Source organism: Paenibacillus sp. N3/727 (assembly GCF_022637315.1).
Taxonomy (GTDB): Bacteria; Bacillota; Bacilli; order Paenibacillales; family Paenibacillaceae; genus Paenibacillus_AQ; species Paenibacillus_AQ uliginis.
On sequence record NZ_CP093336.1, the window covers coordinates 3,674,244 to 3,699,905 of the forward strand.

24 protein-coding genes and 1 pseudogene are annotated in these 25,662 nt (G+C 41.9%); 6 read left to right on the forward strand and 19 right to left on the reverse strand.

Features of this window, described 5'->3' with window-relative positions; translation table 11 throughout:
- Window positions 1-9 precede the first annotated feature (9 nt).
- Window positions 10-891, forward strand: coding sequence for a LysR family transcriptional regulator (locus MNQ98_RS16765; RefSeq protein ID WP_241929283.1), 882 nt, complete (start codon window positions 10-12; stop codon window positions 889-891).
- 68 nt (window positions 892-959) lie between these two features.
- Here the strand turns inward: MNQ98_RS16765 and coaA are convergent, their stop codons facing one another.
- Window positions 960-1,913 (reverse strand): type I pantothenate kinase, encoded by a 954-nt coding sequence (gene coaA, locus MNQ98_RS16770; RefSeq protein WP_241933946.1) that lies wholly within the window; start codon window positions 1,911-1,913, stop codon window positions 960-962.
- A gap of 397 nt (window positions 1,914-2,310) precedes the next feature.
- On the opposite strand from coaA, the gene MNQ98_RS16775 reads away from it, so the two are divergent.
- A complete protein-coding gene (locus MNQ98_RS16775; protein WP_241933947.1) occupies window positions 2,311-3,519 on the forward strand; it encodes an IS110 family RNA-guided transposase in 1,209 nt (402 codons plus the stop codon).
- Between the two features lie 753 nt (window positions 3,520-4,272).
- Here the strand turns inward: MNQ98_RS16775 and MNQ98_RS29920 are convergent.
- The 3 genes and pseudogenes from MNQ98_RS29920 to MNQ98_RS16785 form a co-directional block, all read right to left on the reverse strand.
- Complete coding sequence (locus MNQ98_RS29920; protein WP_481856647.1) at window positions 4,273-4,464, reverse strand: helix-turn-helix domain-containing protein; 192 nt, start codon at window positions 4,462-4,464, stop codon at window positions 4,273-4,275.
- Between the two features lie 45 nt (window positions 4,465-4,509).
- Window positions 4,510-4,653, reverse strand: coding sequence for a hypothetical protein (locus tag MNQ98_RS16780; protein WP_241929284.1), 144 nt, complete (start codon window positions 4,651-4,653; stop codon window positions 4,510-4,512).
- 461 nt (window positions 4,654-5,114) lie between these two features.
- A pseudogene (locus MNQ98_RS16785) lies at window positions 5,115-5,497 on the reverse strand (early set domain-containing protein); the annotation flags it as partial.
- Window positions 5,498-5,546: 49 nt separating this feature from the next.
- Between MNQ98_RS16785 and MNQ98_RS16790 the strand changes: the two are divergent.
- On the forward strand, window positions 5,547-5,678 hold the full coding sequence (locus MNQ98_RS16790; protein ID WP_241933948.1) for a helix-turn-helix domain-containing protein: 132 nt from the start codon (window positions 5,547-5,549) through the stop codon (window positions 5,676-5,678).
- A gap of 79 nt (window positions 5,679-5,757) precedes the next feature.
- Here the strand turns inward: MNQ98_RS16790 and MNQ98_RS16795 are convergent, their stop codons facing one another.
- The 8 genes from MNQ98_RS16795 to MNQ98_RS16830 all read right to left on the reverse strand — a co-directional run bounded on the left by MNQ98_RS16795 (window position 5,758) and on the right by MNQ98_RS16830 (window position 16,706).
- On the reverse strand, window positions 5,758-6,696 hold the full coding sequence (locus MNQ98_RS16795) for a bifunctional helix-turn-helix transcriptional regulator/GNAT family N-acetyltransferase (RefSeq protein WP_241929285.1): 939 nt from the start codon (window positions 6,694-6,696) through the stop codon (window positions 5,758-5,760).
- Window positions 6,697-6,950: 254 nt separating this feature from the next.
- Window positions 6,951-9,335 carry a polyprenyl synthetase family protein gene (locus tag MNQ98_RS16800; protein WP_241929286.1) on the reverse strand — a complete coding sequence of 795 codons (2,385 nt, stop codon included), beginning with the start codon at window positions 9,333-9,335 and terminating at the stop codon, window positions 6,951-6,953.
- A 269-nt stretch (window positions 9,336-9,604) separates the two neighbouring features.
- Window positions 9,605-10,348, reverse strand: coding sequence for an SDR family oxidoreductase (locus MNQ98_RS16805; RefSeq protein WP_241929287.1), 744 nt, complete (start codon window positions 10,346-10,348; stop codon window positions 9,605-9,607).
- 187 nt (window positions 10,349-10,535) lie between these two features.
- Window positions 10,536-10,772, reverse strand: a complete 237-nt coding sequence (locus MNQ98_RS16810) for a hypothetical protein (protein ID WP_241929288.1) — start codon at window positions 10,770-10,772, stop codon at window positions 10,536-10,538.
- Window positions 10,773-10,943: 171 nt separating this feature from the next.
- Window positions 10,944-14,585: a DUF4855 domain-containing protein gene (locus tag MNQ98_RS16815; protein ID WP_241929289.1), complete on the reverse strand. Its 3,642-nt coding sequence runs from the start codon at window positions 14,583-14,585 to the stop codon at window positions 10,944-10,946.
- Window positions 14,586-14,930: 345 nt separating this feature from the next.
- Window positions 14,931-15,440, reverse strand: coding sequence for a MepB family protein (locus MNQ98_RS16820; RefSeq protein WP_241929290.1), 510 nt, complete (start codon window positions 15,438-15,440; stop codon window positions 14,931-14,933).
- Between the two features lie 428 nt (window positions 15,441-15,868).
- The gene (locus tag MNQ98_RS16825) at window positions 15,869-16,009 is read right to left on the reverse strand and encodes a hypothetical protein (protein WP_241929291.1); all 141 of its coding nucleotides are present in this window, start codon (window positions 16,007-16,009) and stop codon (window positions 15,869-15,871) included.
- 214 nt (window positions 16,010-16,223) lie between these two features.
- Window positions 16,224-16,706 (reverse strand): GyrI-like domain-containing protein, encoded by a 483-nt coding sequence (locus tag MNQ98_RS16830; protein ID WP_241929292.1) that lies wholly within the window; start codon window positions 16,704-16,706, stop codon window positions 16,224-16,226.
- 51 nt (window positions 16,707-16,757) lie between these two features.
- Here MNQ98_RS16830 and MNQ98_RS16835 point away from each other — a divergent pair, with 51 nt between their 5' ends.
- Entirely contained in the window at window positions 16,758-16,988 is a 231-nt protein-coding gene (locus tag MNQ98_RS16835; protein WP_241929293.1) for a hypothetical protein, read from the forward strand.
- Here MNQ98_RS16835 and MNQ98_RS16840 read toward each other — a convergent pair.
- A complete protein-coding gene (locus MNQ98_RS16840; RefSeq protein ID WP_241929294.1) occupies window positions 16,977-17,573 on the reverse strand; it encodes a class I SAM-dependent methyltransferase in 597 nt (198 codons plus the stop codon). The genes MNQ98_RS16835 and MNQ98_RS16840 overlap by 12 nt on opposite strands.
- Window positions 17,574-17,665: 92 nt before the next feature.
- A complete protein-coding gene (locus MNQ98_RS16845; protein ID WP_241929295.1) occupies window positions 17,666-18,064 on the reverse strand; it encodes an Rrf2 family transcriptional regulator in 399 nt (132 codons plus the stop codon).
- Between the two features lie 469 nt (window positions 18,065-18,533).
- Here MNQ98_RS16845 and MNQ98_RS16850 point away from each other — a divergent pair, with 469 nt between their 5' ends.
- Window positions 18,534-19,175, forward strand: coding sequence for a L,D-transpeptidase family protein (locus tag MNQ98_RS16850; RefSeq protein ID WP_241933949.1), 642 nt, complete (start codon window positions 18,534-18,536; stop codon window positions 19,173-19,175).
- A gap of 117 nt (window positions 19,176-19,292) precedes the next feature.
- On the opposite strand, the gene MNQ98_RS16855 is transcribed toward MNQ98_RS16850, so the two are convergent.
- The 5 genes from MNQ98_RS16855 to MNQ98_RS16875 all read right to left on the reverse strand — a co-directional run bounded on the left by MNQ98_RS16855 (window position 19,293) and on the right by MNQ98_RS16875 (window position 23,947).
- Window positions 19,293-20,315 (reverse strand): FecCD family ABC transporter permease, encoded by a 1,023-nt coding sequence (locus MNQ98_RS16855; RefSeq protein WP_241929296.1) that lies wholly within the window; start codon window positions 20,313-20,315, stop codon window positions 19,293-19,295.
- Entirely contained in the window at window positions 20,312-21,283 is a 972-nt protein-coding gene (locus tag MNQ98_RS16860; RefSeq protein ID WP_481856774.1) for a FecCD family ABC transporter permease, read from the reverse strand. Before MNQ98_RS16860 ends, MNQ98_RS16855 begins: the two co-directional genes overlap by 4 nt.
- Before the next feature lie 97 nt (window positions 21,284-21,380).
- Window positions 21,381-22,412 carry an ABC transporter substrate-binding protein gene (locus MNQ98_RS16865; protein WP_241929298.1) on the reverse strand — a complete coding sequence of 344 codons (1,032 nt, stop codon included), beginning with the start codon at window positions 22,410-22,412 and terminating at the stop codon, window positions 21,381-21,383.
- 460 nt (window positions 22,413-22,872) lie between these two features.
- On the reverse strand, window positions 22,873-23,211 hold the full coding sequence (ytxJ, locus tag MNQ98_RS16870) for a bacillithiol system redox-active protein YtxJ (RefSeq protein ID WP_241929299.1): 339 nt from the start codon (window positions 23,209-23,211) through the stop codon (window positions 22,873-22,875).
- 79 nt (window positions 23,212-23,290) lie between these two features.
- Complete coding sequence (locus tag MNQ98_RS16875) at window positions 23,291-23,947, reverse strand: cysteine hydrolase family protein (protein ID WP_241929300.1); 657 nt, start codon at window positions 23,945-23,947, stop codon at window positions 23,291-23,293.
- A 247-nt stretch (window positions 23,948-24,194) separates the two neighbouring features.
- On the opposite strand from MNQ98_RS16875, the gene MNQ98_RS16880 reads away from it, so the two are divergent.
- The gene (locus MNQ98_RS16880; RefSeq protein WP_241929301.1) at window positions 24,195-25,556 is read left to right on the forward strand and encodes a hypothetical protein; all 1,362 of its coding nucleotides are present in this window, start codon (window positions 24,195-24,197) and stop codon (window positions 25,554-25,556) included.
- The last annotated feature ends 106 nt before the right edge of the window (window positions 25,557-25,662 follow it).

The following is a 25,662-nucleotide window of genomic DNA, read 5'->3' on the forward strand; positions in this document are numbered from 1 at the left end:
TGATGACAAATGATTGCCAACACGGAGTGGTACCGTATTTTCCTCCATGCTGCCGACTCTTCCAATTTGACCAAGGCCGCGCAAAGCCTTCATATGACGCAGCCTTCCGTGAGTTATGCGATTAAGCAGCTAGAAAAGGCGCTCGGGGTCAGTCTGTTTGACCGATTATCTAAAGGTGTCCGGCTAACACAAGAAGGACAGGCCCTGTATCAGCATGTCCGGCAAGCGTTTGAGGAACTTGAATCCGCTGAGCGCCGCATGAAAAAGCTGAAGCAGTTTCGTGAAGGACATCTTCGGATTGGCGCAAATGGCGCGATTGTAAAAGACTTCCTTCTTCCCTTACTTGACCAGTTTCATTTCCGTTACTCCGACATCCACATCAAGTTGTCGCAAGGGCAGACGAGCCTCATATTAGAGCGGTTGAAGCACGGTTCGTTGGATCTCGGCTACGTATATCTGCCCGTATCGGACGAAAAAATCGAAATCGTCACCTCTTATGCTTTGCCTTATTGCGTGGTCGTTGGAAGGGACTTCGCAGACTGGTCACTGGAGCCACTGACGACGGAGAGGTTAATGGAGCTTCCTCTCTTGATGCTGTCCCCCGGCAGCACGACGCGTTCCTTCATCGAAGGGTGGTTCCGATTGCAGGGGGTTGAAGCGGAAGCCGATTTCGAACTGAATAGCCTGGAAATGCTAACCGAATTCGCCGAGCGCGGGTATGGAGCGGCATTCATGCCACGAGACTTTGTAACGTCACGTATATTGTCCGGGTCCTTAATGGAGCTTCGCACGGTAGTTCCACTGCCTGATCGACATATCGGTATCGCTGTTCGGAAGCATTCGTCTCCGTCGCTTGCGGCCGAGGCGTTCTTAGAAATGCTGCTGAACTGACGTGTTTTTGTTGTCTCCTCTACGCTTATTCTGAAGTGTCATAAGGGTTGAATTGAAGATGAGTAAATTTATAATTTGCGAATATTAATCTCAGAAACAGAATGTCCTTCACCTTTTGTTAAGATCAGATCTGCCCTATTTTTGGTAGGTAAAATATTTTCGATAAGATTCACTCTGTTTATTTCGTTCCATATACGATGAGCAATTTGTAAAGCTTCTTCCTCTGAAAGATTGGCATACTTTTGAAAATAGGATTCAGAATTCGTAAATGCAGTTCGACGGAGTAGATTAAAGCGTTCTATGTACCATTTTTCAATGTCAGATTCGTTTGCATCAATATATATGGAGAGATCAAAGAAATCCGATATAAATGTTTTAATTTGTTTTTTTGCTTGTTTCGGAGGCGAAAGTACATTTACTCCTTCAACTATAACTACATCTGGACTGTTTATAACTTGCTCCTTATCAGGAAGAATATTGTATTTCAAATGGGAGTATACTGGAGCTTTTACCTCGGTTTTACCTGACTTCAATTCAGACAGGAAGCTAAGAAGTTTTACAACATCATAACTTTCGGGAAAGCCCTTCTTTGCCATTAGCCCTTTTGATTCAAGTTGTTCGTTCGGATAAAGAAAACCATCCGTTGCGACCAATTCCACGTTTAGCTTATCAATCCATTGTGAAATTAAATATTGAATGATTCTTGCAGTGGTACTCTTTCCCACAGCTACACTGCCAGCTATTCCAATGATAAAAGGAACTTTGTTGGTTTTTAGTCCAAAAAAATTGTTACTTGTTCTATGTAGATCTTTTTTGTTCAAATAATGTAATCTTACCAGTTGAGTTAAAGGAAGATAGATTTCTGTCACTTCTTTTAATGACAAGCGCTCATTTATTCCTTGAAGAGATCCAAGGTTAATGTCATTTAGAGAAGCATCGTTATTGTTCTCTCCCAAGGTTGACCATTGTGTCCTATTAAAAGAAATGTATGGAGAGTATTTTTTGTTACTTGTATTGTGCATTTTTAAGCCCTCATTTGCTATTTTGAAATTTTTTTCAGGTGCTTGTTTACAGATTTTAGCCGATTCATCCCTAGCCTTTAGGCATGGGATGAATCGGCTTAGGGCAAGGGCTGTCATTAGACAGCTTCATTGTCCTACACTGCCAGTTCGTATTATGAGGTCAACCAGTTCTTTCTGGTTGATCCTTTTTTCATTTGCATAGAGGATTAAGGTAGCCTGGTCGAACGTAACTGCCAGTGGGACTTGATCCCGAACGCTATAATGTTCACCCCTACTTGTCATAACCATGATTGAGGCTGGTTGGGACGTAAGATCCCGTATAACAAGCGATGCTATGGAACGACAAGAAGAAACCGTAGGGGCTGCCGGTGAATCTACACAAACAGGGAGAGATGAAATGAATCCAGTTATCGGTCTAGATATTTCTAAACAAGAAAGCCATGGACAAGTCTTTTTAGAGCGCGGAAAACCTTACAAAGGAACCTTCCATTTCGAGCATACTCGAGAAGGTCTGGCGAAATTACTTCATATTGTTCAAGACGTAGAGCTTGCTGCCAAACAACGTCCCTTGCTTATTTTGGAAGCAACCGGGCATTATCAAAGCCCCGTCGTTCAGTTCCTCGAGGAGCATCACTATCTTTACATTGTTATAAATCCGCTCATCTCCAATCGGCTTAGGAAGTCTAACCTTCGTAAAGTGAAAACAGATGCTGCTGATGCTTACCTTTTGGGTGAAATGTACTACAAAGAAGAGTTTGAACCTTTTAAGAAAAGGGGTGTGCAACTGCTCAATCTACGCTATCTAACAAGGCAATTTGAGTCGCTTTCAAAGATGTGTGTGCAGATTAAATTGCAATTCCAAGCTGTTCTAGATCAGGTTTTCCCTGCTTACAAAGGTGTATTCGGGGCTATGTATTCGAGCATTTCACTACGTTTTTTGAATGAATATCCAACTTCATATTCAGTTTTACAAACGGACGAAGAAACGCTTAACGCCAAAATGAAAGAATTGCTTTCAACGAGACGAGGCCGTTCCGACGACTGGATTAGCGAACGGGTAAAGCGGCTGCTGGATGCGGCAAAACAAAACCCCTTCGAGCAAACCATGTACGCTAGCCACTTAGTTAATTTAAGAGTTCTCATCACCCTCATTCTTCAGTACCAGGAGCATCTTGCTGAGTTGGAACAAAACATAGATGCCCTGGCAGAAGAAATCGAAGAGTATGATTTAATTCAGTCCATTCCCGGTATTGGCCATAAAATTGCAGCAACAATTTTATCGGAAATTGGGGAAATTGACCGATTTGATCATCCGAAAAAACTGGTAGCCTTTGCTGGTATCGACCCAAGTGTCTTCGCTTCAGGTAAGTTTACGGCAACCCGGAATCGAATCACCAAACGTGGATCCAGACAGCTTCGTTATGCGCTAGTTATGGCTGTCCAATGCGGACTTATCCGTTCTCGTAACATACGGATAAAAGCGTTCTACGATCGTAAACGAGCTGAAGGGAAGCCGCATAAAGTGGCTCTAGTTGCATGTGCAAATAAGCTGATTCACTGGATTCATGCCATATTGAAAAACAAAAAGACATTCCGTCCAACTTAAAGAAATTTTATTGGCATAGCATTCCAATAAATGACAAAATTGGAGGGTTATTTGGCATGCTCATTTTAACTATACCACATGATTTAGAATCACTTTACTGGTAATCTTGACAAGCTATTAGCTGGTATAGGGTATAGTGAACGTATGCTCGCTCTTTGAAAATAGTATACATAAGGGGTTGTGGCGACTAACTCTTTCGCCACGTAAAATGTATGAAGTCGTCAAGAACAAGACGCTAAAACATTTGAGCAAACAACCTGTCTCATCTGGTAACAGGGTGAGAGCCTAAGATGCTATATGCACTGTCTTAGGAGGGGCGATGACACGCCCTAAACTTGAGATTTGTCCGAAACAGAAATAGATTGAGGGCGTTAACTACTCAAGAATCCTATCTACACCAGCAGACTTGCCCCTTTAGGGGTGGGAGTGTCAAATAATATAATACTAGATAATTTTTTGTAGGTTTCTTTAGCGTATCCCCTGTCCGCGTACACAGCCAAAAAGGTCAAAAATGGAGAAACAGTGGAACGTGTGTCCTCAAATTGGGATTAACATATATCGTTGGACAGTCAATTTTATCATATTCTTCACGTATAGGAAAAGCCAACTGCTCATTATTTATTGAAAACTGTGCGTCTACTCCAATTTTGTTTCCACGAGCATCTACTCTAATCCAGCGGCCTAACGTTTCAACGTAATACCATTCGTTAATGAAATAAATGATGATTTATAAGTAAAGTGACAGCTTTAGTGCTACACACGGTGCAGACTACGGTATACAGAAGGTGGCATACCCGTATTCTTAGAGAAAACACGGCTCAGATAAAAGCCGTTCTCATACCCGCACTGTGCAGCGATTTCAGCCAACTTCAGACGTGGCTTCCCAGCAGATGCCGTGCTCTTCTTGTAAGCCGAACTTCGTTCAGAAAATTCGGACGGTGTCACGCTGAAGGCTTTACGGAACCGACGAGTTAGCTGTACAGGCGTCAGCTATAACTGTTCGGCCAGTTCTTGCATCGAGAAGCTTTCATAAGCTTGCTTCATCAATCGCTTCCCGGCTTCATCCATAAGTACATCGCTTTGTCCCGAATTCCCCTCTTGTTCGCTCTGTTCCAGCATGATCAGCCTTAGCATGTCAATCACCATATGCTGCTTAAGCTACATGAAGGCTTCGTCCCTTCTGTCGAATTGTCTTAAATACCGATAGTCAGAGCGTAACCTTTCGGTATCGATTACCTTGAGCTTTCCGCTCCATCCTCCTTCTTTCGCAATAAACGGTTCAATCAACCATACGAATTGCAGAAAGTGAAATGACAATGGCTCGAGCATCTGCTTAATCTACATCACCATCGCACGCCTTTTGAGATTATTCCTGAGCTGGTTAAAGACTATCAAGTCCAAGCTTGGATCCATGGCGAATGGATTACCGTACAGGCTGGCATGTATGAATATCGGTGCGAGCTTGTTAACGAAGCAGGGATGACATCGAGTGAAACAATAATAGTAAATGTACGTGAATGATGAACGCCTAAGGATCTAAGGATTGCATAGCTGAATGCTGAACACGAAAAATCGCCCCCACCTCGCGAGGTAACCCCATTCTCATACAGTCGGTACTTCGACCCATTAGTACCCCACCACAGGTTCATGCTGACTTTGAAATTCCCATCCCCGTCCCAATTATCATGTGAGAGAACGGGTTTGCCCGGCGCTGCGCTGTTCACACGCACAACCAGGACATCGCTTCGCGTCGTACCGAATGCATTCGTCAGCTCAGCGACATATTCATACGTCCCGTCCTTCTTGTTCGTAAAGGATGTGACAGCGGATTGGGCATGAGGCGAATCGTCATTAAGCAATTGCGTATCAATCAGGATGTCGTTCTCATACAATTTGTAGCTTGTGCGTTAGTACCCCACCACAGGTTCATCGTTATGTTGTAGCTGCCGTCCTTGATTCCCGTATCATGGCCGTTATCGGACCGCTTTTTAACGATTTATCGCATCAATCAGGCCAAACGATTTCTCATGGATACGCCACTCTCTGTGACCGAAATCGCTTCTGCCGTCGGCTTTGGCGACCTCTCGCATTTTTTCCATACGTTCAAATCGGAAACTGGCTTAACACCAAGTGCGTTCCGTAAACAGACCGGAAACTGAGGACTCACTCGTCTGGATTCAAGGAGCGCATGTGAAGAGTGTAATGATTGTAAGATAGACAATAAGCAATCATTTCGTTTTATTTTGCTTGATTTTCATTTAAAAGATTAAGATCCCATCGTTCTTCAATTAATTTCGTTCCGGTCCATTCTTCATTTTGTTTTTCTTCAGTTAATCTAAAATTATATTTTTGGTAAAGATAGCGAGCCGTATCTAACGTGCTTACCGTCCATAAGAACACAAGCTGATAGTTTTGTTCATTACAGAAGTTGAGGGCAGTCTCCATAAGTTTTTTCCCTATACCCATACCTTGATAATTTTCATCTAATACAAACCATCTTAGCTGTGCAACTGTATCACTGGATTTCGTAATTGCAATCGAACCAACGATTTCACCATCTACCTCAGCAACCCATAGCTCTCCTCCATCGGTAGCAATCATAAATTCTGTTAAACCTTTCATGACGTAATATTCAAACATCTGTCCGTACTTATATGTCTTATTGTATAATTTTCCATGAAGGTGTGCGACGTATCCAACATCTCCAGATTGAAATGGTCGAATGAAGACTTCTGAATAGGAAAAACACTCTTTCGAGTAAATTGATTCAATTGTTTCCATAGATGTGACTAGTTTGGCCAAATCATTTTTTGATAAATTTCGAATCATTTTATCTACTCCGCGATTTGCATTTTCAACCAAGCCTTTATAAATTTTTTTGCCTTCTTCGGTTAGATAGAGAGAATACTGACGTTTATCCTCTGTTGATTGTTTTTTTATGATTATTTTTTCATCCTCAAATCGTTGGACAATTCGGCTCATATAACCTCGGTCAATCCCTAGATTTTCTCTAATTTCAGTTGCAGTACAATTATTTCGATAATTGATTTCTGTTATAACTCGTGCCTCTGTTAATGGAAAAGGTTGATTATAAATTTCTTGATCGATTTTACCTAGAATATTTGCATAATGCCTGTTGAATTTTCGGATTTTTTCTACATATTGAATTGATTCCATAGGTAATCCTCCTAATATTTTGAAACTTAAAACTAAGTAATAGCATAATCAATATAGTTGACTCAGTCAACTATATTGCAATTGATTTTTTAAGTCATTTTTCCATTCAATAGCATTCCGTTGAATATGTCCTCCGGAAGAACATTCATTTAACAGTATTTAAATTCAAAAAAGTGCTGGCAATTGTGCCAACACTTCACTTTTAAACACGAATAATTCCTTACCCATCTTCACATTACAGGTATGACAACATTTTATCGGTCCCGGTTAACAATATAATTCAATAAATGCTTTAGAAAAGAGATATTGCGGGGCAACTCTTTCAACGCTTCCATTGCAAGGCAATAGTGTTCCCACATCTCTTTACTTGCGCCTTCCTGACCAAGGATAGTCACAAAAGTCGAAGTGTTATTTTCAACATCCTTGTTGGTAGGTTTACCAAGTAAGAGCAGATCTCCTTCCATATCAAGTAAATCGTCCTTAATCTGAAAGGCAATGCCCGCATGATAGGCAAATTTCTTCAAAGTCGCAATTTCCGTCTCCCTAACCTGAGCAAGTATAGCAGGCATAACCAGAGAAGCCTCAAATGCAATTCCGGTTTTGTAGAAGCATATCATATTCAATTGCTCAAGTGTCAATGCTTTTCCTTTGGAATGCAAATCCATCGTCTGTCCGATACACATATCTGCTGCCCTTTTGGAGGAATATTGTATCAAGGCAAGCACGGTTTTAGGATCGAACTGGTCAAGGGATGATTGTTCTTGAATCGCCTTCTGGATCAGAAACAGACCGGTTAATTCTGCAGTGGCGCTATTTTGTACCTGATGCAGGGTTGGACGCCCTCTACGGGTAGACGCATTATCCTGCGATGGTAGATCATCAAAGATCAAGGATGCGGTATGCATGTATTCCAATGATATCAGAAGCGGCTCGATTGCCGAAGCTTGCAGTCCATATTCGTTAACGCCCATGATCCAAGACATTATGGGCCGTAGTCGTTTGCCATCCCCCTCGAGACTGTAATTTGCAGCATCAATAAGCGGCTCTTTCATCGGTGAAATTCCTTTATGTTTGGGAATCTGCAATAGGTTGTTGATCTGATGGCGGACAGTTTTGACCGTATCGAAAAAGTCTTCCTTTTCTTTCCGGTCGTTTTTCAGAACAGTCACCATCTGGTCCCGAAGCAGTTTATCGAAGAAATCCACATCATCCGCTTTTCGAACCATATGTTGGATGAGACGATTGAATTCCGGATTTCCGGAGGCAAACACCTCCATAATTTCGTTATACTTTTCAATGCCGATGCGTTTTTTACATCGTTTTAGACCGTTGATGGCACGATCCAGTATTACCTCACGGGTCTTGGCATTGGAGTTATACACGTTATGAATCAAATGCGAGATGACCGCCCAGTATAATTCAAAGGGATTTATAAGATCCGAACGATGATCACGGTATTTTAAATAATAGGTATAGGGTGTTACCGCCCCGTCTCTCATATCGTCAAACATATCCGCAAAATCATCAGCCAACTGGTTGTAGATGCCATAATAGAATGTTCGATTATCAAATCCTACATCCTCCGGGGCACTAATGACGGAACGGACAATCAATCGGGAAGAAGAAGATTTTAGGATGATTGGTAGATAAAGATCTTCGTTGGTGTAATTCGCATTCGATAGATCCTTTACACGGTCCATATCCTGGGAATGAAAAAACACATAGGACTGCTCGAAGAATGTTTTCTGTGTTTCTGGTCTCTGATGTCTCTTAATGTACTCAAAAGCTTCTCGGAGTTCCGAGTGTACGTAATGGATCGAATCCATGTTATTTCCGGCCCACTCTCCCAAGTCTGGTACAGATCCAGTAAGAAGCGCGGTACGTATCATACGGGAATACTGTTCTTTCTCTTGATCGTCTAAGACCCCAGAATCGAGAAGATCGTCAATAAAAGGATAGGTCAAACCATAGGAATAACCTAGCCTGATGGCTTGATCTAGTCGTAGGGCACGTTCCGCAGGCAATATTTCATCGTCCATCTCTTCCATCGCATGTAGAACAACACCGATTATGATTTTGATCAGTTTGCGCTGGGCTTGCTCTGCGTTCATTTCCTTCGGAATATGGGAAGATACGTTTTTAAGTTTGTTTATCACCCAGATCGTGGCGTTTTCTACGCCTTTTTTCTGGGCCCACCGATACACCCCGGCCAAACTTATATACTCTGGTTGGTCTCCCCCGTTTGCTCTGGTAGTATGAATCAAGTGATTTTTGATGTCGACAACTAAACGCTGAATCCTGGTCTGTGTGTCAGGAGAATCTAGAGCTTTTCCCAGATCCCTCATGTACATATAGGAAACGCTTCGATCCAAGTAATCATCCAATTTACCTGTATAATTCAACCACTCAATATATCTATAATAATCCCGTGAATCAGGTTTTTTCTTTCCCCTCGAAAAAATAAATAGCCATGAATGATGATGAATATGATTCCTTTTCCACAATTGAAAATCTTCGGTCAGGGTAGGCACATAGGTCTTATCCATAACCTGAGCATAAAGTGATGCAAAATACTGAGCTGCCTTCTGCTCAGCCATCCGATACGATGTATCGGCATGATCTGTAAACTTCTCATTCATACGCTGAATTACCTCAACTTCTCTTTTTGTTTAACATGTATGCATTTCTCTATGGACTTCAACTGATTTTTGAATTGCCCGTCAGATCATGTTCTTATCTTTATACGTGAAATAATCTTTTTTGGTTACGAAAATCGTTATGAAGGTAATGGAATCCGCTCTGAAGATATCTGGAAAATGTCACTGAAATAAAAAAAACCGCGATATACACGGTTTGTTATGTCGCCATCATCACGATAAGATAGACCAGAACTACCAATATCATCTTTTCACCAAGGGATTATGCCTTGATCATTGAAGAAGCCTCCCGTCTGCCCGTCCTCCAGAAGCGTGGCCAGTTGAACCACAATTTCCGCCGCCTGCCTGACATCGCGCGTCCCCCGAAACTGATTTAAGCCTGTTTCTGTAAAACCGGGACAGGCAGCATTCACCTTAATCGCCGTATCCTTCAACTCGTGCGCAAGGTGAACTGTCAGCTGATTCAGCGCCGTTTTTGAAGCGTTGTAAGCCAATGGTTTGAATGCATAATGTCGAAAACGCGGATTGCTATTCAAAGTTAGCGATCCCATGGCGCTTGACACGTTAACGATGCGACCGCCAGACGACTTTAGTAGTAGCGGCAATACGGTCTGGGTGACGGCAAACGCGCCGAAATAGTTGGTTTCAAAGATGTGTCGCAAGGTGTTTACGTTCACATTTAATAACAGGTTTCGTCCCGGATCGTCCGGGGCGATGGCCGCATTGTTGATTAACACGTCCAACTTGCCGTACAGCTCCGTAATTTGAGCACCTGCTGCATCAATATCGGCTTGCTTTGTTACATCCAGTCGGATAAAGGAAGCTCGCAGCCCCTCCGTCAGCAACTGGCGTTCCGCCTCTTTGCCGCGCCGTTCGTCTCGCGCCCCCACCAGTACGGTGAAACCCATAAGGCCCAACTGTCTAGCCGTTTCAAGGCCAATGCCCTTGTTCGCTCCCGTAATCAGCGCGATTTTGGATGGTTGCTCAGAATTCATTAAACATCACCGTTTCCTGCCACCTACTGAAAGAAATCGGAAGCATGCGTATTTTCCTCTATCATAAGGTCCCATTTCCCCACCTGTCCACTCTCGTATCTGAAATACTTCCTTTCCTCGCCCCATACTTACCTATCCGATAAATCAATAAAAAGGAGCTGCCTCATAGCAAGCTCCTATTATCATGTTACGTAAGTTTAATCGTCATCTTTTTTTCGTTACTTTTATTTAAAATTTTTGTTGCCCTTTTAATTCCTTCTGTCCCCATGAAACTACTAACAGATGCTGCTAATACACTTAAAGAAACTAATTTAACTACATAGAAAATTCCTGCTCCAATTATTAAATCTAGGATTACAAATCTCCTTATTGTAGAGCCATTTATAACGTAAATAACTATTTGGCTGTTTTTATCCGTTTTCAACAGCATCACACCTTAATTTGTTTATAAAAAGGGTATGATAAAATAGCCTGGTCATATTCTCTTTTCTTTTGCGAGTAGCTAATATTACATTGTAAAGCCCCCTAATTAGTTAGGGAGGCTTTATACGATGATTTACAATTTTAACTGCTAATCCTTTTGATGTTCGTAGTGCTACCCTTGTGTTGCCTTCTTGAAATTCGCAATGGCTTCCTTCAGCTTAGCTGTAGCTTCATCTACGTTAGCTTGCGTGAAGCCTTCAGTCTTCAGCTTTCTCATGATATTAATCGAAGCCTCAGCTAAATGCCCCTTTTCCTTACTATATTGATCACCTGTTTGCTGAAGGAGCGCCTTCGCTTCATCAAGAAATTGCTGCAATTCGGTTGTGTCCACCATTTGGTGATCTTCTACCTGCATTGTCGACTCAAAAGCTTGCGATTTGCCATTGTATGTCATCGTAACTTTGATCGTTGCCGTGCCTTCTTTTACTCCCTTAATCTTGATACTGTTGCTGGATTCGCTTACCTTCCGAACGGCATCACCAATAATTTCCCATTGGTAGGAAGCTTCTTCTGTCGGCAATGCATATCCGTTGCTGTAGTTGCTCAACAGTTTGATCGTTCTTTCTTGAGCAGGAATGGAGAAGAAATGATATTCACCGCGCCAACCAACTTTTTTGCCTTTTTTCAATTCTGCCGATTTGTTAAAAACTTGTAGGAAATATGATTTTCCATACTCCTGCGTAAATACAACCGGCTGATCGTCAGCGAGATACTGCATTTGTCCAAGCCCGTAATTGCGATCAAGCGATACGAGCAGTTGATGCTGATTCGCATCTTTCACCGCAGAGCTAAGCAAATACTTATCAACATCGGGATGTTGGGACTTTGTCCCAGAGTCACTATACTTACCCGCTTCACTTCTTGCGACTTCCGTCTCTCCATCAAAGTAACGAATTTCATGATTCCATGCTCCATTGACAGACTGAAGTCCATAATAGCGATACAAGGTGATATCTTCCAAAGGCTTAATCTCAGTATGGACTAGTACTTTGCCACCCTCAACTTCATACGTAAACGTTTCTTGCAAAATTTCACGGCCGCTGCCGTCCTGCTCCTTCGTATTGAAGCCTTGGATCCGATTGACTACCTTTATCTTTACTTTGCCACCGGATATGATCTTCCCGTCTTGAAGCTCCTTCCCGTCAACCCACACTTTATATTGTATGGTTCTGCCCGTCGTAGAGCTATTCTCTCCGCCATCGTAGTTATGATTGCCACCGGTGAAGTCCTGACCTTTACCATTTCCATTCTGATTTGCGCCTACAATATATGGGCCGATCCAATCCGAAATATCTGGCTGCAGCATATCTGAAGGACGTGCCAAGTCAGGGCTGGTATCCTTATTCACATTCGGACTAAGACGCCATTCTTTCATTCCATACAGCTTGTTTGCACCGGCATGATCGAACACGATCCACATATCGTTGCTGCTATTATATTTGTGTGCAATCTTGAGTTTGCTACCTTCCTTCACAACATATTGGGTGTCTCCCTGCAGTGGAAGAACCGGATTATTGATTCCTCGGTTGATATTTAGAGGTATCTCCGTCCCCTTCAGCTGATTGTATGCCCATTGCGCGACTTCCACGACTGCAGATTCAGCTTCATATGGCCCAATCTGTGCACGAATCACAGCTGTACCTTCTTGAACAGCTCGAATCTTGCCGTCTGGCGTTACTTCAATGACACCAGGATCAGAGCTGGTGAACACCGCATCTTCATTTACTTGCTCTTTGCCATTCTTGTCGATGACAACCGGTGCCCATACCGCACCAATATCCATCGTAGTCAGCTTGGATGGAAGAGATATCCTATAGTCGGGTGGAGCGCTGTTTTCTTCATATTTCATCAACTTTAAATCGTCAACGTAGAACGTAGCATCCTCCGTTTGCTTGTTGCGCATGAGTGCAATGCGAATCATATTTTGGGTATTGCTGCCTGCTTTCTTCATTTCTTGTATCGATTGTTCAATAACTGTCCATTGCCCAGGTGGGAGCACCAGGTTTTTGGCATAGGTTTTTCCCCAATCATACTCATACATGTACATAACTTTGAGCTCTTGAGGTTGGGGAGAAGGATTGTACACGGCAAAGCTTACGGTATCGTACTCACTCCAATCCTTGGGCGTGTATGCTGGGTACGATTCTTCTGGTGGGACTTTCCAGAATCCGTCATAATCCGAATCAATGTAAGCCCCAACCCAGCTATCTTCTAAAACCTTGAAATCGATCTTTAGTGATTGATTGCCTTGCTGAACATAAGTTGCATCGGTTACCGTCGCACGTTTCACATAGTTGCTGTTGTTCGTACCGTATGCCATATCCCCTTCAAAATCAACGAGGGGCTTCGATTCCTTCACAGGACCTCCAAATGCATTCTGGAGAGCAATGTCACGATAAATCGTCTGCTGATCACGAACATCAACCGTCACCTCACGACTCTGCATTCCCTGTTTCTCTACAACAAATGAATTTTGTGTTGCGTATAAACCGTTCATCTCAAACTTTCCGTTCTCATCTGTTGTTACGACAGTTCCGGCCTTATCGGTTAGCGTAGCATCAGTAATACCATTCCCTTTAGGATCTACCACTCGGCCCTTATAGTTTCCTACCGGAGCTGTATACGTTCCTTTAGCAAATTTATAAATGTCTGTATACATCTGTTTTGCCGCTGGGATCTCTGAGTGGTAAAGATCATAAATGGCATAAACATCTTGATAATATGCAATCATGGCATCATTCATAAATTGCTTTTTGACACCTGTAATCAGGTAATTATAAAAGGCTTGACGATACCTTGGAAGATCAATGATTCGTTGATCAAATTCAACCTCAACTCCGGTTTCATTGGCGTAGGCAATATCTGCAGTATCCTCTACACGTTGAATTGTAGAGTCCTCGTCAAAGTAGTGATTCGGTTGAATTGCAGAAAAATCAAACCCGAGCCGATTACCATTGGCCTTCTCCAATGCCCCAAACCAAGGGATCCACCCTAGACGCATCCCTCGCTGCTGCAAATATTCTGAGGCATATTTCGCACTCTCCTGCTCACCAGCAACGGCTTTATCCAAATCTTCCTGCAGCCAATAGAATCCACTTAGCTTCAGATGCTTATAATTTTGCTGCTCAAAACGAGCTGTCATTGTATCTACATACCAGCGTATTAGCGCTTTTCGTGTATCCAGACTTTCCAGATTTTTAACGATTCCATCACCATTGAAATCCCCGAAGTCTTTACTTTGTGGATCTGGGAACGGCAAGGTTAAATAAACATTCACCCTCTTGCCTGGATCATTCAAATCACCACTTACTTGCTCAGTCGCGGCCTCAAGACCATCCAGCTGTATTCCTTTTTCGAATACCCGATCCATCGCCCATTCCCAGTCCTGCAGGGTACCAGGCTTACTGGCGGCTACCCAATCGTAATAACGTGCTAGACTGCCTTTGTATGGAGAGGATGTAGTCAGCATAAGGAATGTGTCAAAGTAATAGTCCTCTGCTACGTCTTCTTCATTCAGGTAACCAACATAAGGTAGGAACTGATCCTTGCCATAATCCCCTACCTTCACGCCATCATAATTGTCTGGGTTATAGTAGCCTGTGTAGATGAGCGCAATGTTTGAAGCAGCATTGGATTTTTCACTGTTCTTGGGTAAGTACGCTGCAGAGGTGACTGGTGAGAAGATGGAAGACATGCCTACAGAAACAAACATAAATACAGCTGTTAGTACGCTGATCCGTTTCTTTAACCTCATTATACGAATTCACTCTCCTTCAAGTTAGATAAAACGCTTACAAAATGTTGTTGTTTTATACTCCGCATTCATCTCCTTTCTCCTAACTATCTAAATGTATGGAATATAAATCCTTTTAATAATAACAAATTGGATAATTATTTTAATAATTTATAAAAAAACGACGAGTTAGGCATTCCCATACTCGTCTATTCCTGCGGCGAACTCGCCTTTTGTATGCTGATCAAAAAATAAATTGGATTAGTGGTAACCAGCTCCTCACCAATTCCGGGAATTGATTTCAGCGGTTGGGCACCCACCAATTACATTTATTCAAAATTTTTTACAGAAAATCAAAAAATTAATTTACTGAGAATACAGTTCTAATATTTTTTGTATAGGTAGATTATCCGTAGTACTCATATCAACAAAATAAGGTGATTGCCATTTTTGGGTCGATATCGCTTGTTTACTAGTTGGATTATCCCAACTAGGATAAATCCTTATTGCCATTTTCCCTCTTGTAGTGCTCGTCTTAAAGATATTTTGTTTTGCAAGAATTTCTTTTGGGAAAATAAATTGCCCTAACTGATTATTACTCATAGAGGTATTGATAACCAATAAATCAGGAGCCTTTTCATATGTAAAGGGTTGATTTTTATTATTTTCGTCTTTTTCCCAAAAAGCAACAAACTGCCCTACTTTATTAGGTGTTATTTTTGCGACTCTAAACCGAACTGATTTAGAATTTAAGTGAAATGTTCCAGCGCCGTAATCTGAATTTTGATTTTCTTCTTGAATGGATTTTAAAATTAAATAATTAGGTTCGTAAACTATTTTGTTTACATGAGCTAACGCTCTATAAAACTTATTCACTTCTCTACTCCTTATTTCTCCTAATAGTATGTTATTTTCTATTTTCTAGCTTATCAAAAATTTACATTGAATTCATGTAAATAATGTGAAAACTATTGTTACAAGGGTGACTGCTCTACCATCACTACTCAACTTGTATATTCGGACTGACCATCTAGGATTAAAGGCGCGTTATCCAGAAATTCCAATACGTCCTGTTTGGATACTGAGATGAAGAAAGTTTATACTAGAGATAAGGGCTGGCACCGTCTCTTCACCTCTCCGTAAATCTTACCTACTTGTAGAATTAATTCCCGGTATTGCGAAGCATCTCATTCAACGTTTCCATTGCAAAGGCAGTAGTGTTCCGACATCTCTTTTCGGGCTCCTTCCTGCATGTTGCCGTGTATACAATTGCAAAATCTTCGAAATGATTGTTCTGTTCAAGATTATTGGGCTTTTTCAGTGCTAATTAGTTCATCTAAAAATTGATTGACAGCGTCAAAATACTTTTGGGATTCATCAAGATTAACAGTATGACCACTTTTACTAAATACAACGAATTTCGTATTTTTTCTCTTTGAAGCCATGTCACGGTCTCCAGTCGATGTGCCAATGATAATGATTTTGGGGAAAGAATATGTATTTCCGATCTTCCATGATGAACAATTCTCTATCGTTCAACCCTGCTGCTTTGAGAAAACAGCCAAACAAAAAACCGCGATATACGCGGACTCATAAGTATATATGTTGTTGTCTTTGGATCGGGCACATTTAAGAGGCTATTCCTTTTCTTACATTCCTTCATTTGACCGGTACATAAATATGAATCATATTATGCTGTTCTTCGAGCGTTTGAATATTTATCCAGTGTTCCATATCAAATGCGCGAAGGTCGTCAAAATTGTTCCTCTCCAGCCATTCATTAATCGAATCGTATGTAGCATCAATTTCCGATTCCGTACCTTCATGCATAAATAAAATAAATCGTCCTTCAGGTACAGTATGGGTAATCATTCCATCCGGAATATCTTGAAATTCTTGAACCTCTGTCGCCACAATATGTGTAAAAGCAACATCCGGCGTCCATTCACATTCCGGATATATTTGAACAAGATACATGCCATCATCTATCTTGTTCGCAATTTGTGCAGAGTGAGTTACAAGCTCCTCGCGTAGTTTCTCCACAATACGTGCTTGAATATCGTCATTCAAACTTGCTTGTATGGAATACCCTACCAATTTGATCTCTTGTTTTACTATGATTTTAACATTATCCAATAACATTAGAAGCCTTACCTCCTGAAACTTTATTTTCGGAAATGGCATTTATCTTCGGTGGGCGACTCCAACAAGGTATACACCGCCGAAGATGTATTGTTAGGAAAAAAAGATCCGGGTGATTCAACTATTATCGTTGGTGGTGGTCTTTTTGAAGAAATTCAAAATGAAGTGCCAGAAACCTACTTGCTTGGAGACGCCAAAAAAGTGCAAAATATCATGTATGCGATTTGGGATGCCTATGAAGTCGTAAGAACTATTTCTATAATTATTACCTTATTTTCTTAATACAAGTTGAATGACATGGGCTAAACCGGTGTGCGCCTTTCCTTCCACTCGCTCTTGTTCTCCATAGAAGAAATGGATCACCTCATGACCTTCGCACCAAGTAAGAATTTCTTTTGGTTCGTAAAGCATACCAAGATCTTCAGGTCCGCCTGTACCATACTTTAATTGGTCCTTGGAGTATACCTCAAGCATAATAATCCCTTCAGGCTTTATAGCATTTTTTATTTTATTTAGAACCATTGTCTGAACATCTCTATAAAAATGTCCAAATACCATTATTGCAGCATCATATTCCTCGAATGGAACACTATCTGCCAAAAGGTCTAATTTTTTTGTATGCACGTCAACTGCATACTTCTGAGCTAGTTTTTTAGTTTTTTGCAGACCACTCTCTGCATAGTCAATTGCTGTCACTTCATGATCTTTTTTTGCCAAAAAAACAGCATTTCTACCCTCACCCTCTGCAAATGCTATAACTTTTTGACATTTTTCTAATCGAAAGGCTTGTTGTTGAACAAATACGTTAGCTTCTTCCCCAAACATATATTCCTCTGAATTAAAATGCTCATGCCATGTACTTTCCATGCAATAGCCTCCTATGATTAATGTATTACTATCACTATGCCTAACTATCGCTCCCTAAAACTTAGGAAAGCAAATAAAATGGATTGGTCACCTTAAACTTGCGTTTGCTTTTGGGCCAGGTCCGCCAGTTTTGTATTTTTGAGATGCGACTCCATCTTCTCTTCCGCTTCCTTCATTACAGCTTGAATCGAGCATTCGTCACCGTGAACAAAATTACATTCAAATAAGGAGGCGCTGCCCTCAATGGCGTGGATAATATCCAAAAACGTAATGTCGTCTTTTTTGCGGGTTAACCGATAGCCTCCGTTGGCTCCGGAAACCGATTCGATCATCCCTGCTTTCACGAGCCTCGTTAAAATTTTGGAAAGATAGGTTGGTGAAACGCCCTGGGATTCCGCCAACTGCTGAACGCCTACCGGCTTAACCGGAGAAGCGGTGACGAGCATGAGCATGGTGTGCAGAGCATAATTCGTCGCTTTTGTAAATCTCATGGTAGCACCTCATTTAAAGACTTTTTGTGTCTATAATATCCTCGAATTCGCTGATGTGTCAAGTTTCGGATTTTCATAAAAATCTACCTGTAACTTAGGAACTTAGCGCATGATTGATCGCTGAACTCTCCACTTTTTCCATTCTTATGAACGAAACGACCCAGTCAAAATCGGCTAATCTACTCCTGTTATAACCGCCTTTACACCCGGTATTTTCATAGCTTCCGACGAATCAATTCATTTTATTTTATCCGATCTCATCCCCCTCCTTTTTTCAAGTACTCTATAGACTTTATATATACAGGATTTATTGTCCGTATTATTAAAAATTACACAAATGTACGAATGAATCTCATCCATTAGGACAACCTACATCAATAAAATATCAATTGTGGTGAGAAAAATAATGATACAAAAAATATCCTACATTCCACTCCAGGCTATTGTAATATCTTTACTGATTTTAGCCATGACTGAAGGAATTACGCACAACCCTGCCTATGCCGAACCTTCCTTGCCGATTGTGGCTGACCAAGGCATTTATTCTATCGAAGTTTACCCTCAATATCATCAACTGATTGTACGGGCACAGGGACAGAAATTCAAAACATATCGCATTGCTGTTGGAAATCCATCCACTCCTACCCCTGTTGGAGAATACCAAGTTGTATATAAGGGGAAAGATTGGGGGCCTTCCTTTGGCCCACGATGGCTTGGTTTAGACGTCCCATGGGGAAGCTACGGTATTCACGGTACAAATAGGCCGTACTCCATTGGGCAGCATTTGAGTCACGGTTGCATACGTATGCGTAACAACGATGTCCTTGAATTATTCGAGATGGTCCCAGTCGGTACAAAAGTAACCATTTATGGCCATGTATTGGGAGGGCCGAATCATGAACCAAGGGATTTGGCGGAAGGCGATGTTGGAGGAGATGTGCAACTGATTCAATCCCGTTTGAAAAGTTCCGGTTACTTCGAAGGGATATGTAACGGTAAGTTCCGCTCGAATACAAGCGCAGCTTTAAAAAAATTTCAACGTGATCACCATTTGGCGCAGAACGGTGTCGTCTCGAAAAAGGTGTATGAAGCATTGGGATTGTTGGAATGAAGCATAACTCTGAACTCTTGTAACTTCTATTCTTCTTACTAAAATAAAACCCAGCATCTTTATAATAAACGCTGGGTTCAACGTAATTTCCGACCGACTTACGCTTGAAATGACTCATCAATTCGATTTTGACAGAAGGTAGAGGAAATAAGGAGTGACGAAGATCGTAATAATAACTCCCGTTGGAATATCTGCGCCCATACTGACGGTACGGGAGAAGGTGTCTGCCGCCAGGATAACTAGCGCGCCTATCAGCGCGGCAGTGGGTATCATGAACTTGTGATTGGGGCCTACCATCCTGCGGGCCATGTGAGGACCAATCAATCCCACGAAGAAAAAGTTGCCGCCAAGCGCCACGCTGCCAGATGATAGCGCGACTGCCGCCAACGTCAGACCGATAAACTCCCGTTTGATCGCAACGCCTAGACCAGTTGCCATTTGATTCCCAAGTTTTATAGTGTTCAACGTATTCGATTTATACAGAACATAAGAACTGATAAGAATCACCCAAGGAAACAGTACCATGATGTATTTCCAGTCGTCCCCCCATAAATTTCCGATCTGCCAGCGCAGAGCAAAATCATACTGTTTCTGGTCGAGACCAAGCGTAATCACCAGCGACAATGCACCGTATCCGCTCCCCATGGCCACACCGGTTAAAATCAAACCTGTAGGTGAAAGCTCCCTTCCCTTTCTGTAGGCAAGTACAAATATCAGCAGCGCTGCGGTGATTCCGCCAACAAAGGCCAGCAACGGCAGCAACAGTGGTGATAAGAGCCCTTTCGTCGCAAAAACAGTAATATATAATAGAACAAACAATCCGGAGCCCGAGCTGATTCCCAATGTTCCTGGACTCGCCAAATCATTTTTGAGCAAACCCTGCATAACACAGCCCGAGATGGACATACCCATCCCCACTAAAATAGCCAATACGATACGTGGCAAACGAAGGTCAAATACGATTAGATTTTGCTTCTCCGTCCCCTGTCCGATGATCACTTTCAGCACCTCGATCGGAGATAAATTTAATCTCCCGACATTCATGCTAATCACCGCCACTATAACCAGCAGTACGGACAACAGCAAAATAGTAGCAATCGGTCTTGCTGACGCGGAACGCTTACTAACGAGTTGAGTCAACTAAACTCCCTCCTTTGTTTGCGCACGAGATAGAGGAAGTATGGAACTCCGATCAATGCAAAAATAATTCCAAGAGGTGTCTCGTGAGGGCGGCCCAACATTCTGCCTAGTAAATCTGCACCAACCATAAACACAGCGCCGTATAAAGCGGAGGCCGGCATGATAAAGCGATAGTCCACACCAATAATAAATCGCACGATATGCGGAATGATTAGCCCGACAAAACCAATTGGACCCACAACAATAACGGAAAGGCCCGTCAATATTAACACAATCACCGTTGAAGAGCCTTTAATCAATTTGACACGAAGTCCAAGACCGGCCGCGAGCTCCTCTCCGAAGTTAAGAATCGTTATAGATGGGGAGAGAGCGATCGCCCATATCACTCCCATCACAAACAACGGTGAAACATAAGCAAGCTGCATCCATTCAACGTTGGCTGTCCCCCCAGCCGTCCAATAGGCCAAGTCCTGACCAATATCGTATTTGATGGCAATATACGTGCTGAAAGAACCAAACAGCATTGAAATCGACATTCCTGCCAGCACCAGACGTTGTGGTGTCATTCCCCGCTTACCGACGGATGCCAGATAATAAGTGATGGCTGTAGTGATGGCCGCACCCATACAGGAATATATCATCGTTTCCACATAAGTGCGTCCGGGCAAAAAGGCCATGCACAGCGCAATTGCAAATGTAGAGCCCGAACTGATTCCGAGTAATCCGGAATCGGCCAATGGATTGCGCGTCGTGCCTTGCATGATAGCTCCACAAACAGCCAGGCTGCAGCCAACGACAATATCCGCTACCGTGCGTGGTAGCCGAAAAACATGAATAATATGATGTTCCGTGATGGCCGGATCGAAATTGAACACCGCTCCCCATGCCAATTCAAGGCTCATGTCCGCTGCGCCGAATGAAATTGATGCTGCGGTTACTAAAATCAGCAGAACTATACCTGCCAACATGAACAAGCTAAACTTGAGCCTTCCATTGTAGCCCTTGTTTGTATCTTTTGCTTCCATTAACATAGTGACACCCTTAGATTATACGTATTATTCATCATTACTTCTTTTCTAGTTCTAACAACCGATCCACGATATAATCCAACTGGGCGGTCATACTGGCAATATCAGAGTAATAGAACAAGCCGCCATATTTCCCCGGTATTTCTATGATATTTCCATTCTTGACAGCTGGAATGCTATCCCAAATTACCGTATTTGCATATTCGGATTCATATCCTTCTTTCAGAAACCAGAGAACGTAGTCCCCAAAATATTGAGAGGCCACTTCATAGGACAGGGAATCGCGTCCTTTCTCTGATTCCTTGATCAATTGCTCCAGCTTTTCCGGCTTTTTCAGTCCAAGATATTCATAGAGCAACGTGCCTCCCCTTGAACCCGTCTCATACATAACCCCGTATGATTCTCGACCCCAGTCCTGGAGAATACTGAAGGTTTTGTCTTTGAAAATGCCGCTACTCAGTTTTTCCTTCGCATTTTTTAGCTTCTCCTCGAAGACGGAAATCGCTTTTTGGGCCTCTGCTTCATGACCAGTTGCTTCGCCGAGGAAGGATAACCGCTCAGATGAGCTTAAGTCCCCTTCAGGGGCCACAATAACCGGGGCAAGCTTGGAAAAATTCTCGAAATCCTTAGGATCAAAAGTAATGATCAGATCGGGTTCGTATCTCAAGATTTCTTCGGATTCCCATTTTTCAGTGATCGGAATGCCCTCAAACTGATCGTAAAAAGGCATCGCTTTATCAGCACGAGCGTTTATCGCAACAGGCTTGATTCCAAGCGTAAATACATCCCCGACATACCAGTTGACAATGACACGTTGAGGATTAACAGGCACTTCCACTTCCCCCATCACCGTCGATACTTTTCGAGTGCCAGACTTCCCCTCAGTCTTCTCTGATTCTGATTTCTCTGCTCCATCTGTCTCAATGGGAGACGTTTTAGCAGACGTCTTATCCTCACCACTAGATAAATCCGAGTTGTTGTTTGTATTGCTGCAACCGGCCAAAACCATCATTACGACAACCAAGGCGCATACGATTAGACCCATTTGCTTGTTCATTTTGTTTATCATCTTCTCTTCTCCTTCTTAAGTAGAGTAAATGTCTGAGCATACTTGTCCTATGGAGCCATATTACAAAAAATAGGTTCGCAAGAGACTTACGCAAGACTTCAATTGATAATGATTATTATTATCAATGAAAACAGATTACCAATATCTATATATTTTGTCAACCGATTCTTTTCAAAGTTTTGTTAAATGAAAATGACAAGAGAACTTTAGGACATAAATAAAAAAAACCGCGATTAACGCGGTATCTAATGTCTCTATGTTCTTGTCGATATCAGTTAACCCGACCCCGGCTTGGCGCAGAACGGTGTCGTCTCGAAAAAGGTGTATGAAGCATTTGGATTGTTGAACTGAAGATCTTACGTTTTGAATATAAAAAAGATCGGCATTTACGCCGATCTGAACAAAGTGTGCTCATGATCTCTGTTAGAGAAACATCTCATTCATGTTTGCTAGTTTCTTTTCAGTCCAATACCGCTCTCATATGCTCAATCGTTACCGCCCAGTGAGATGCAGTCCAATACTTGGCTTTGTTCTTCACAAAAATAATTTGTGGCGATTCATGCTTTATATTTAGATCCTCTGCAATTTTATTGGAAACCGGACGGGATTCGATGACTTTAACAAGAATGTAATCCAAATCACGATTTGGTGTCTCCTTCAGATAATGATCATACTCTGCAAGAGCATTAGCACTAACTGGACAGGTCGTACTATGCTTTAAAATAACTTGACCGCGTTCTGAAGACTTCTCCAGAATCGCACTCCACTCTTCTAAGGTCATAATTTCTTTCCACTGCATTTTTTGGTTTATCTCCTTTGAATTAAAAATAAGTGTACCCACAATACTTCAATTATCTATTTTACATAGTTTTGCATACTTATTCGAGATTTTCATTTGAGAAATTAAGTATTAACTGATCGGTTGTATAGATATTTACTCCGATATTCATCACTTCATCAATCCCTTTACGATAGATGCCGGAAATAGCGTCTTCAACCATAACCACTTTAAAATCCCGTTCACTTGCTTGATAAATGCTTGTTCTTGGACAATTCGGAAAATTGCATCCTATGAAAATTAAAGTATCGATTTCTTTCTCTCTTAAAAACTTTTCGAGGTTGGTTTGGTAAAATGCTCCCCATCTTGGTTTATAAATAGCCCATTCTGAATTAGCTATGAGTTGAATCGTTCCCTTCAATAGTTCCTCACAGTTCAAGTTTTTAGCATGGGTGGGCTTAATGGAACCAACAAGATCTGCCCCAGTCGAGCAAGGTCTGACTATTTCAGCACCGGATTCAACCATTTCCCTACGACACATGTCTACATTCGATCCATCTTCTTTATACAAACGGATAACATGAATAATTGGAATTTGCTTTCTCCTGGAAGCCTCTAAAATAACTTTCATCTGAGGTAGTACTTCATTCGTTCCTTGTATTTCTGCGATGGCACCAGGCAAGCTAAAGTCGTTTTGAGTATCAATGGTTATTACAGCACATTTATAAAAGTTCGGTTTGGTATATTTATCCATCATTGATCCTCCCCCTCCATACTGGAACATTGGGTTACCAAAAGCACACACCTTCATGAGTTATATACAAATCACCTGTACACTCTTTATTTTCTATTTCAAACATACATTGTTTCCGCAAGGTACCCCTAAGTTTGATGATTAATATTTATCCGGATTCCATTTCCCACTTACGAATACATAACAATTCGCCCATTTTCTTCTTTTGAATACACTGTAATGAATACAAACACGGAGGGTGGAATTAAATATGGGTCTTGGTTATCGTGAAGCTATCCTTTTTACTTCAAACTATGGAGGAGTTTCCTATGACATTTGGCTTTATCAACCTTTGACGGGTCATATTTTTAAGCTAACCCAAGATCTTGCTGAAGAATTTTCGATTCCTTATTGGTCGCCAGATACCCAGTACATTTCCTTTATTGGTAAAAACAATATCGTTTACGTGTTTAATTTAAGCAATAGGGCATTGGCACAAATTGATCAAATCGAACCTTATACTTTACTGAGTTGGTCTCCGGATAGCCTATACTTAAGTTACGTGAGAAACGGTCGAATTGTTATTTATAACATCAACACCCATGCCAGCAGTACAATCGTTGAAGAGGGGGCCACCGACGTCCAGTGGTTTCCTTCAGGAGAAGCCCTCCTGTTTGTCGCTCCGGATGGAGCGGGCAACGTCCAACTATACAAAATCAGCAGAGACGGCACGAACAAGCAGCAATTAACTCAAAATACAGAGGGACCGCTCCACAATGTTAGAATTGCACCTAACGGACAGTTTGCACTATATACATCGCCAGGAGCCAGCATTTCCTTGATCACCACTGTGAACCTGACAACAGGAGAAAGCTACCGTCTTGAGGGCGGACCACAGGCTAAAAACTATTTCCCAGAATGGTCACCCGACTCTTCACATATCGCATACAGCGCCACTGATATCGTGCAAAATCAATATGTTTCTCTAATCCAGACCGGCAGTAGAGTTGGTGGACAACAAAAAACATTGGCGGTCTCAACTTGCTTCTCCACCCCCGTGAGTTGGTCCCCGGACGGGAACCGAATCGCTTACTTATCGGGATGTGAAAATCAAGAGCCAGCGGACCAAATTTGGATCGTTGATGTAAGAAACCCTAATAACCCGATCAAAGTCGTTGAAGCAAGGTGGATCACAGCTCTGAATTGGTCACCACCAATACATGATGCCCATCCAAAACGATTGTATCTCAATCATGAATACAAGGTATCTTTCTTCTACCCTGCCAATTGGAGAAAAGTTACAGAGGAAAGGTACGAAGGAATCGATGGATTTTTTCAGATATCCGCTATCTCCTCAGAGAGGGGAATTCACGAAGTATGCAGGTCGGAAGCATTCCATATATTGAAACCCTATGGATCCAATCCCCAAATCGTTCCAACTCTTCTCCAATCACAAGCAGCCTGTTTCATATTTCCTTCCGAAGACCAGCCCACAGAAATGAGAAATCAGGCGGCACTTATCGTTAAATATCCTTATCCTATAGTAATTCAAGGGAATTCATACCAATATTTTATCTTATGGGCTGATCGAAATCACTTGATCCCATTGGGACAGACTCTATCATATATTTAAGATGAAATTTAATACCATTCGTTTCCAAAAAGAGCGAACGGAGAATTCCGTTCACTCTATACCTGATTTTCTTTATCCGGTGGAGCTTTCGTTCTCCTTAGATGCT

Coding starts and splice junctions, on each gene's coding strand:
- MNQ98_RS16765 (WP_241929283.1), top strand. CDS start 10: ATGATTGCCAACACGGAGTGGTACCGTATTTTCCTCCATGCTGCCGAC.
- coaA (WP_241933946.1), bottom strand. CDS start 1,913: ATGCACAATACAAGTAACAAAAAATACTCTCCATACATTTCTTTTAAT.
- MNQ98_RS16775 (WP_241933947.1), top strand. CDS start 2,311: ATGAATCCAGTTATCGGTCTAGATATTTCTAAACAAGAAAGCCATGGA.
- MNQ98_RS16780 (WP_241929284.1), bottom strand. CDS start 4,653: ATGCTAAGGCTGATCATGCTGGAACAGAGCGAACAAGAGGGGAATTCG.
- MNQ98_RS16790 (WP_241933948.1), top strand. CDS start 5,547: ATGGATACGCCACTCTCTGTGACCGAAATCGCTTCTGCCGTCGGCTTT.
- MNQ98_RS16795 (WP_241929285.1), bottom strand. CDS start 6,696: ATGGAATCAATTCAATATGTAGAAAAAATCCGAAAATTCAACAGGCAT.
- MNQ98_RS16800 (WP_241929286.1), bottom strand. CDS start 9,335: ATGAATGAGAAGTTTACAGATCATGCCGATACATCGTATCGGATGGCT.
- MNQ98_RS16805 (WP_241929287.1), bottom strand. CDS start 10,348: ATGAATTCTGAGCAACCATCCAAAATCGCGCTGATTACGGGAGCGAAC.
- MNQ98_RS16815 (WP_241929289.1), bottom strand. CDS start 14,585: ATGAGGTTAAAGAAACGGATCAGCGTACTAACAGCTGTATTTATGTTT.
- MNQ98_RS16825 (WP_241929291.1), bottom strand. CDS start 16,009: ATGGCTTCAAAGAGAAAAAATACGAAATTCGTTGTATTTAGTAAAAGT.
- MNQ98_RS16830 (WP_241929292.1), bottom strand. CDS start 16,706: ATGTTATTGGATAATGTTAAAATCATAGTAAAACAAGAGATCAAATTG.
- MNQ98_RS16840 (WP_241929294.1), bottom strand. CDS start 17,573: ATGGAAAGTACATGGCATGAGCATTTTAATTCAGAGGAATATATGTTT.
- MNQ98_RS16845 (WP_241929295.1), bottom strand. CDS start 18,064: ATGAGATTTACAAAAGCGACGAATTATGCTCTGCACACCATGCTCATG.
- MNQ98_RS16850 (WP_241933949.1), top strand. CDS start 18,534: ATGACTGAAGGAATTACGCACAACCCTGCCTATGCCGAACCTTCCTTG.
- MNQ98_RS16860 (WP_481856774.1), bottom strand. CDS start 21,283: ATGTTGGCAGGTATAGTTCTGCTGATTTTAGTAACCGCAGCATCAATT.
- MNQ98_RS16865 (WP_241929298.1), bottom strand. CDS start 22,412: ATGATAAACAAAATGAACAAGCAAATGGGTCTAATCGTATGCGCCTTG.
- ytxJ (WP_241929299.1), bottom strand. CDS start 23,211: ATGCAGTGGAAAGAAATTATGACCTTAGAAGAGTGGAGTGCGATTCTG.
- MNQ98_RS16875 (WP_241929300.1), bottom strand. CDS start 23,947: ATGATGGATAAATATACCAAACCGAACTTTTATAAATGTGCTGTAATA.
- MNQ98_RS16880 (WP_241929301.1), top strand. CDS start 24,195: ATGGGTCTTGGTTATCGTGAAGCTATCCTTTTTACTTCAAACTATGGA.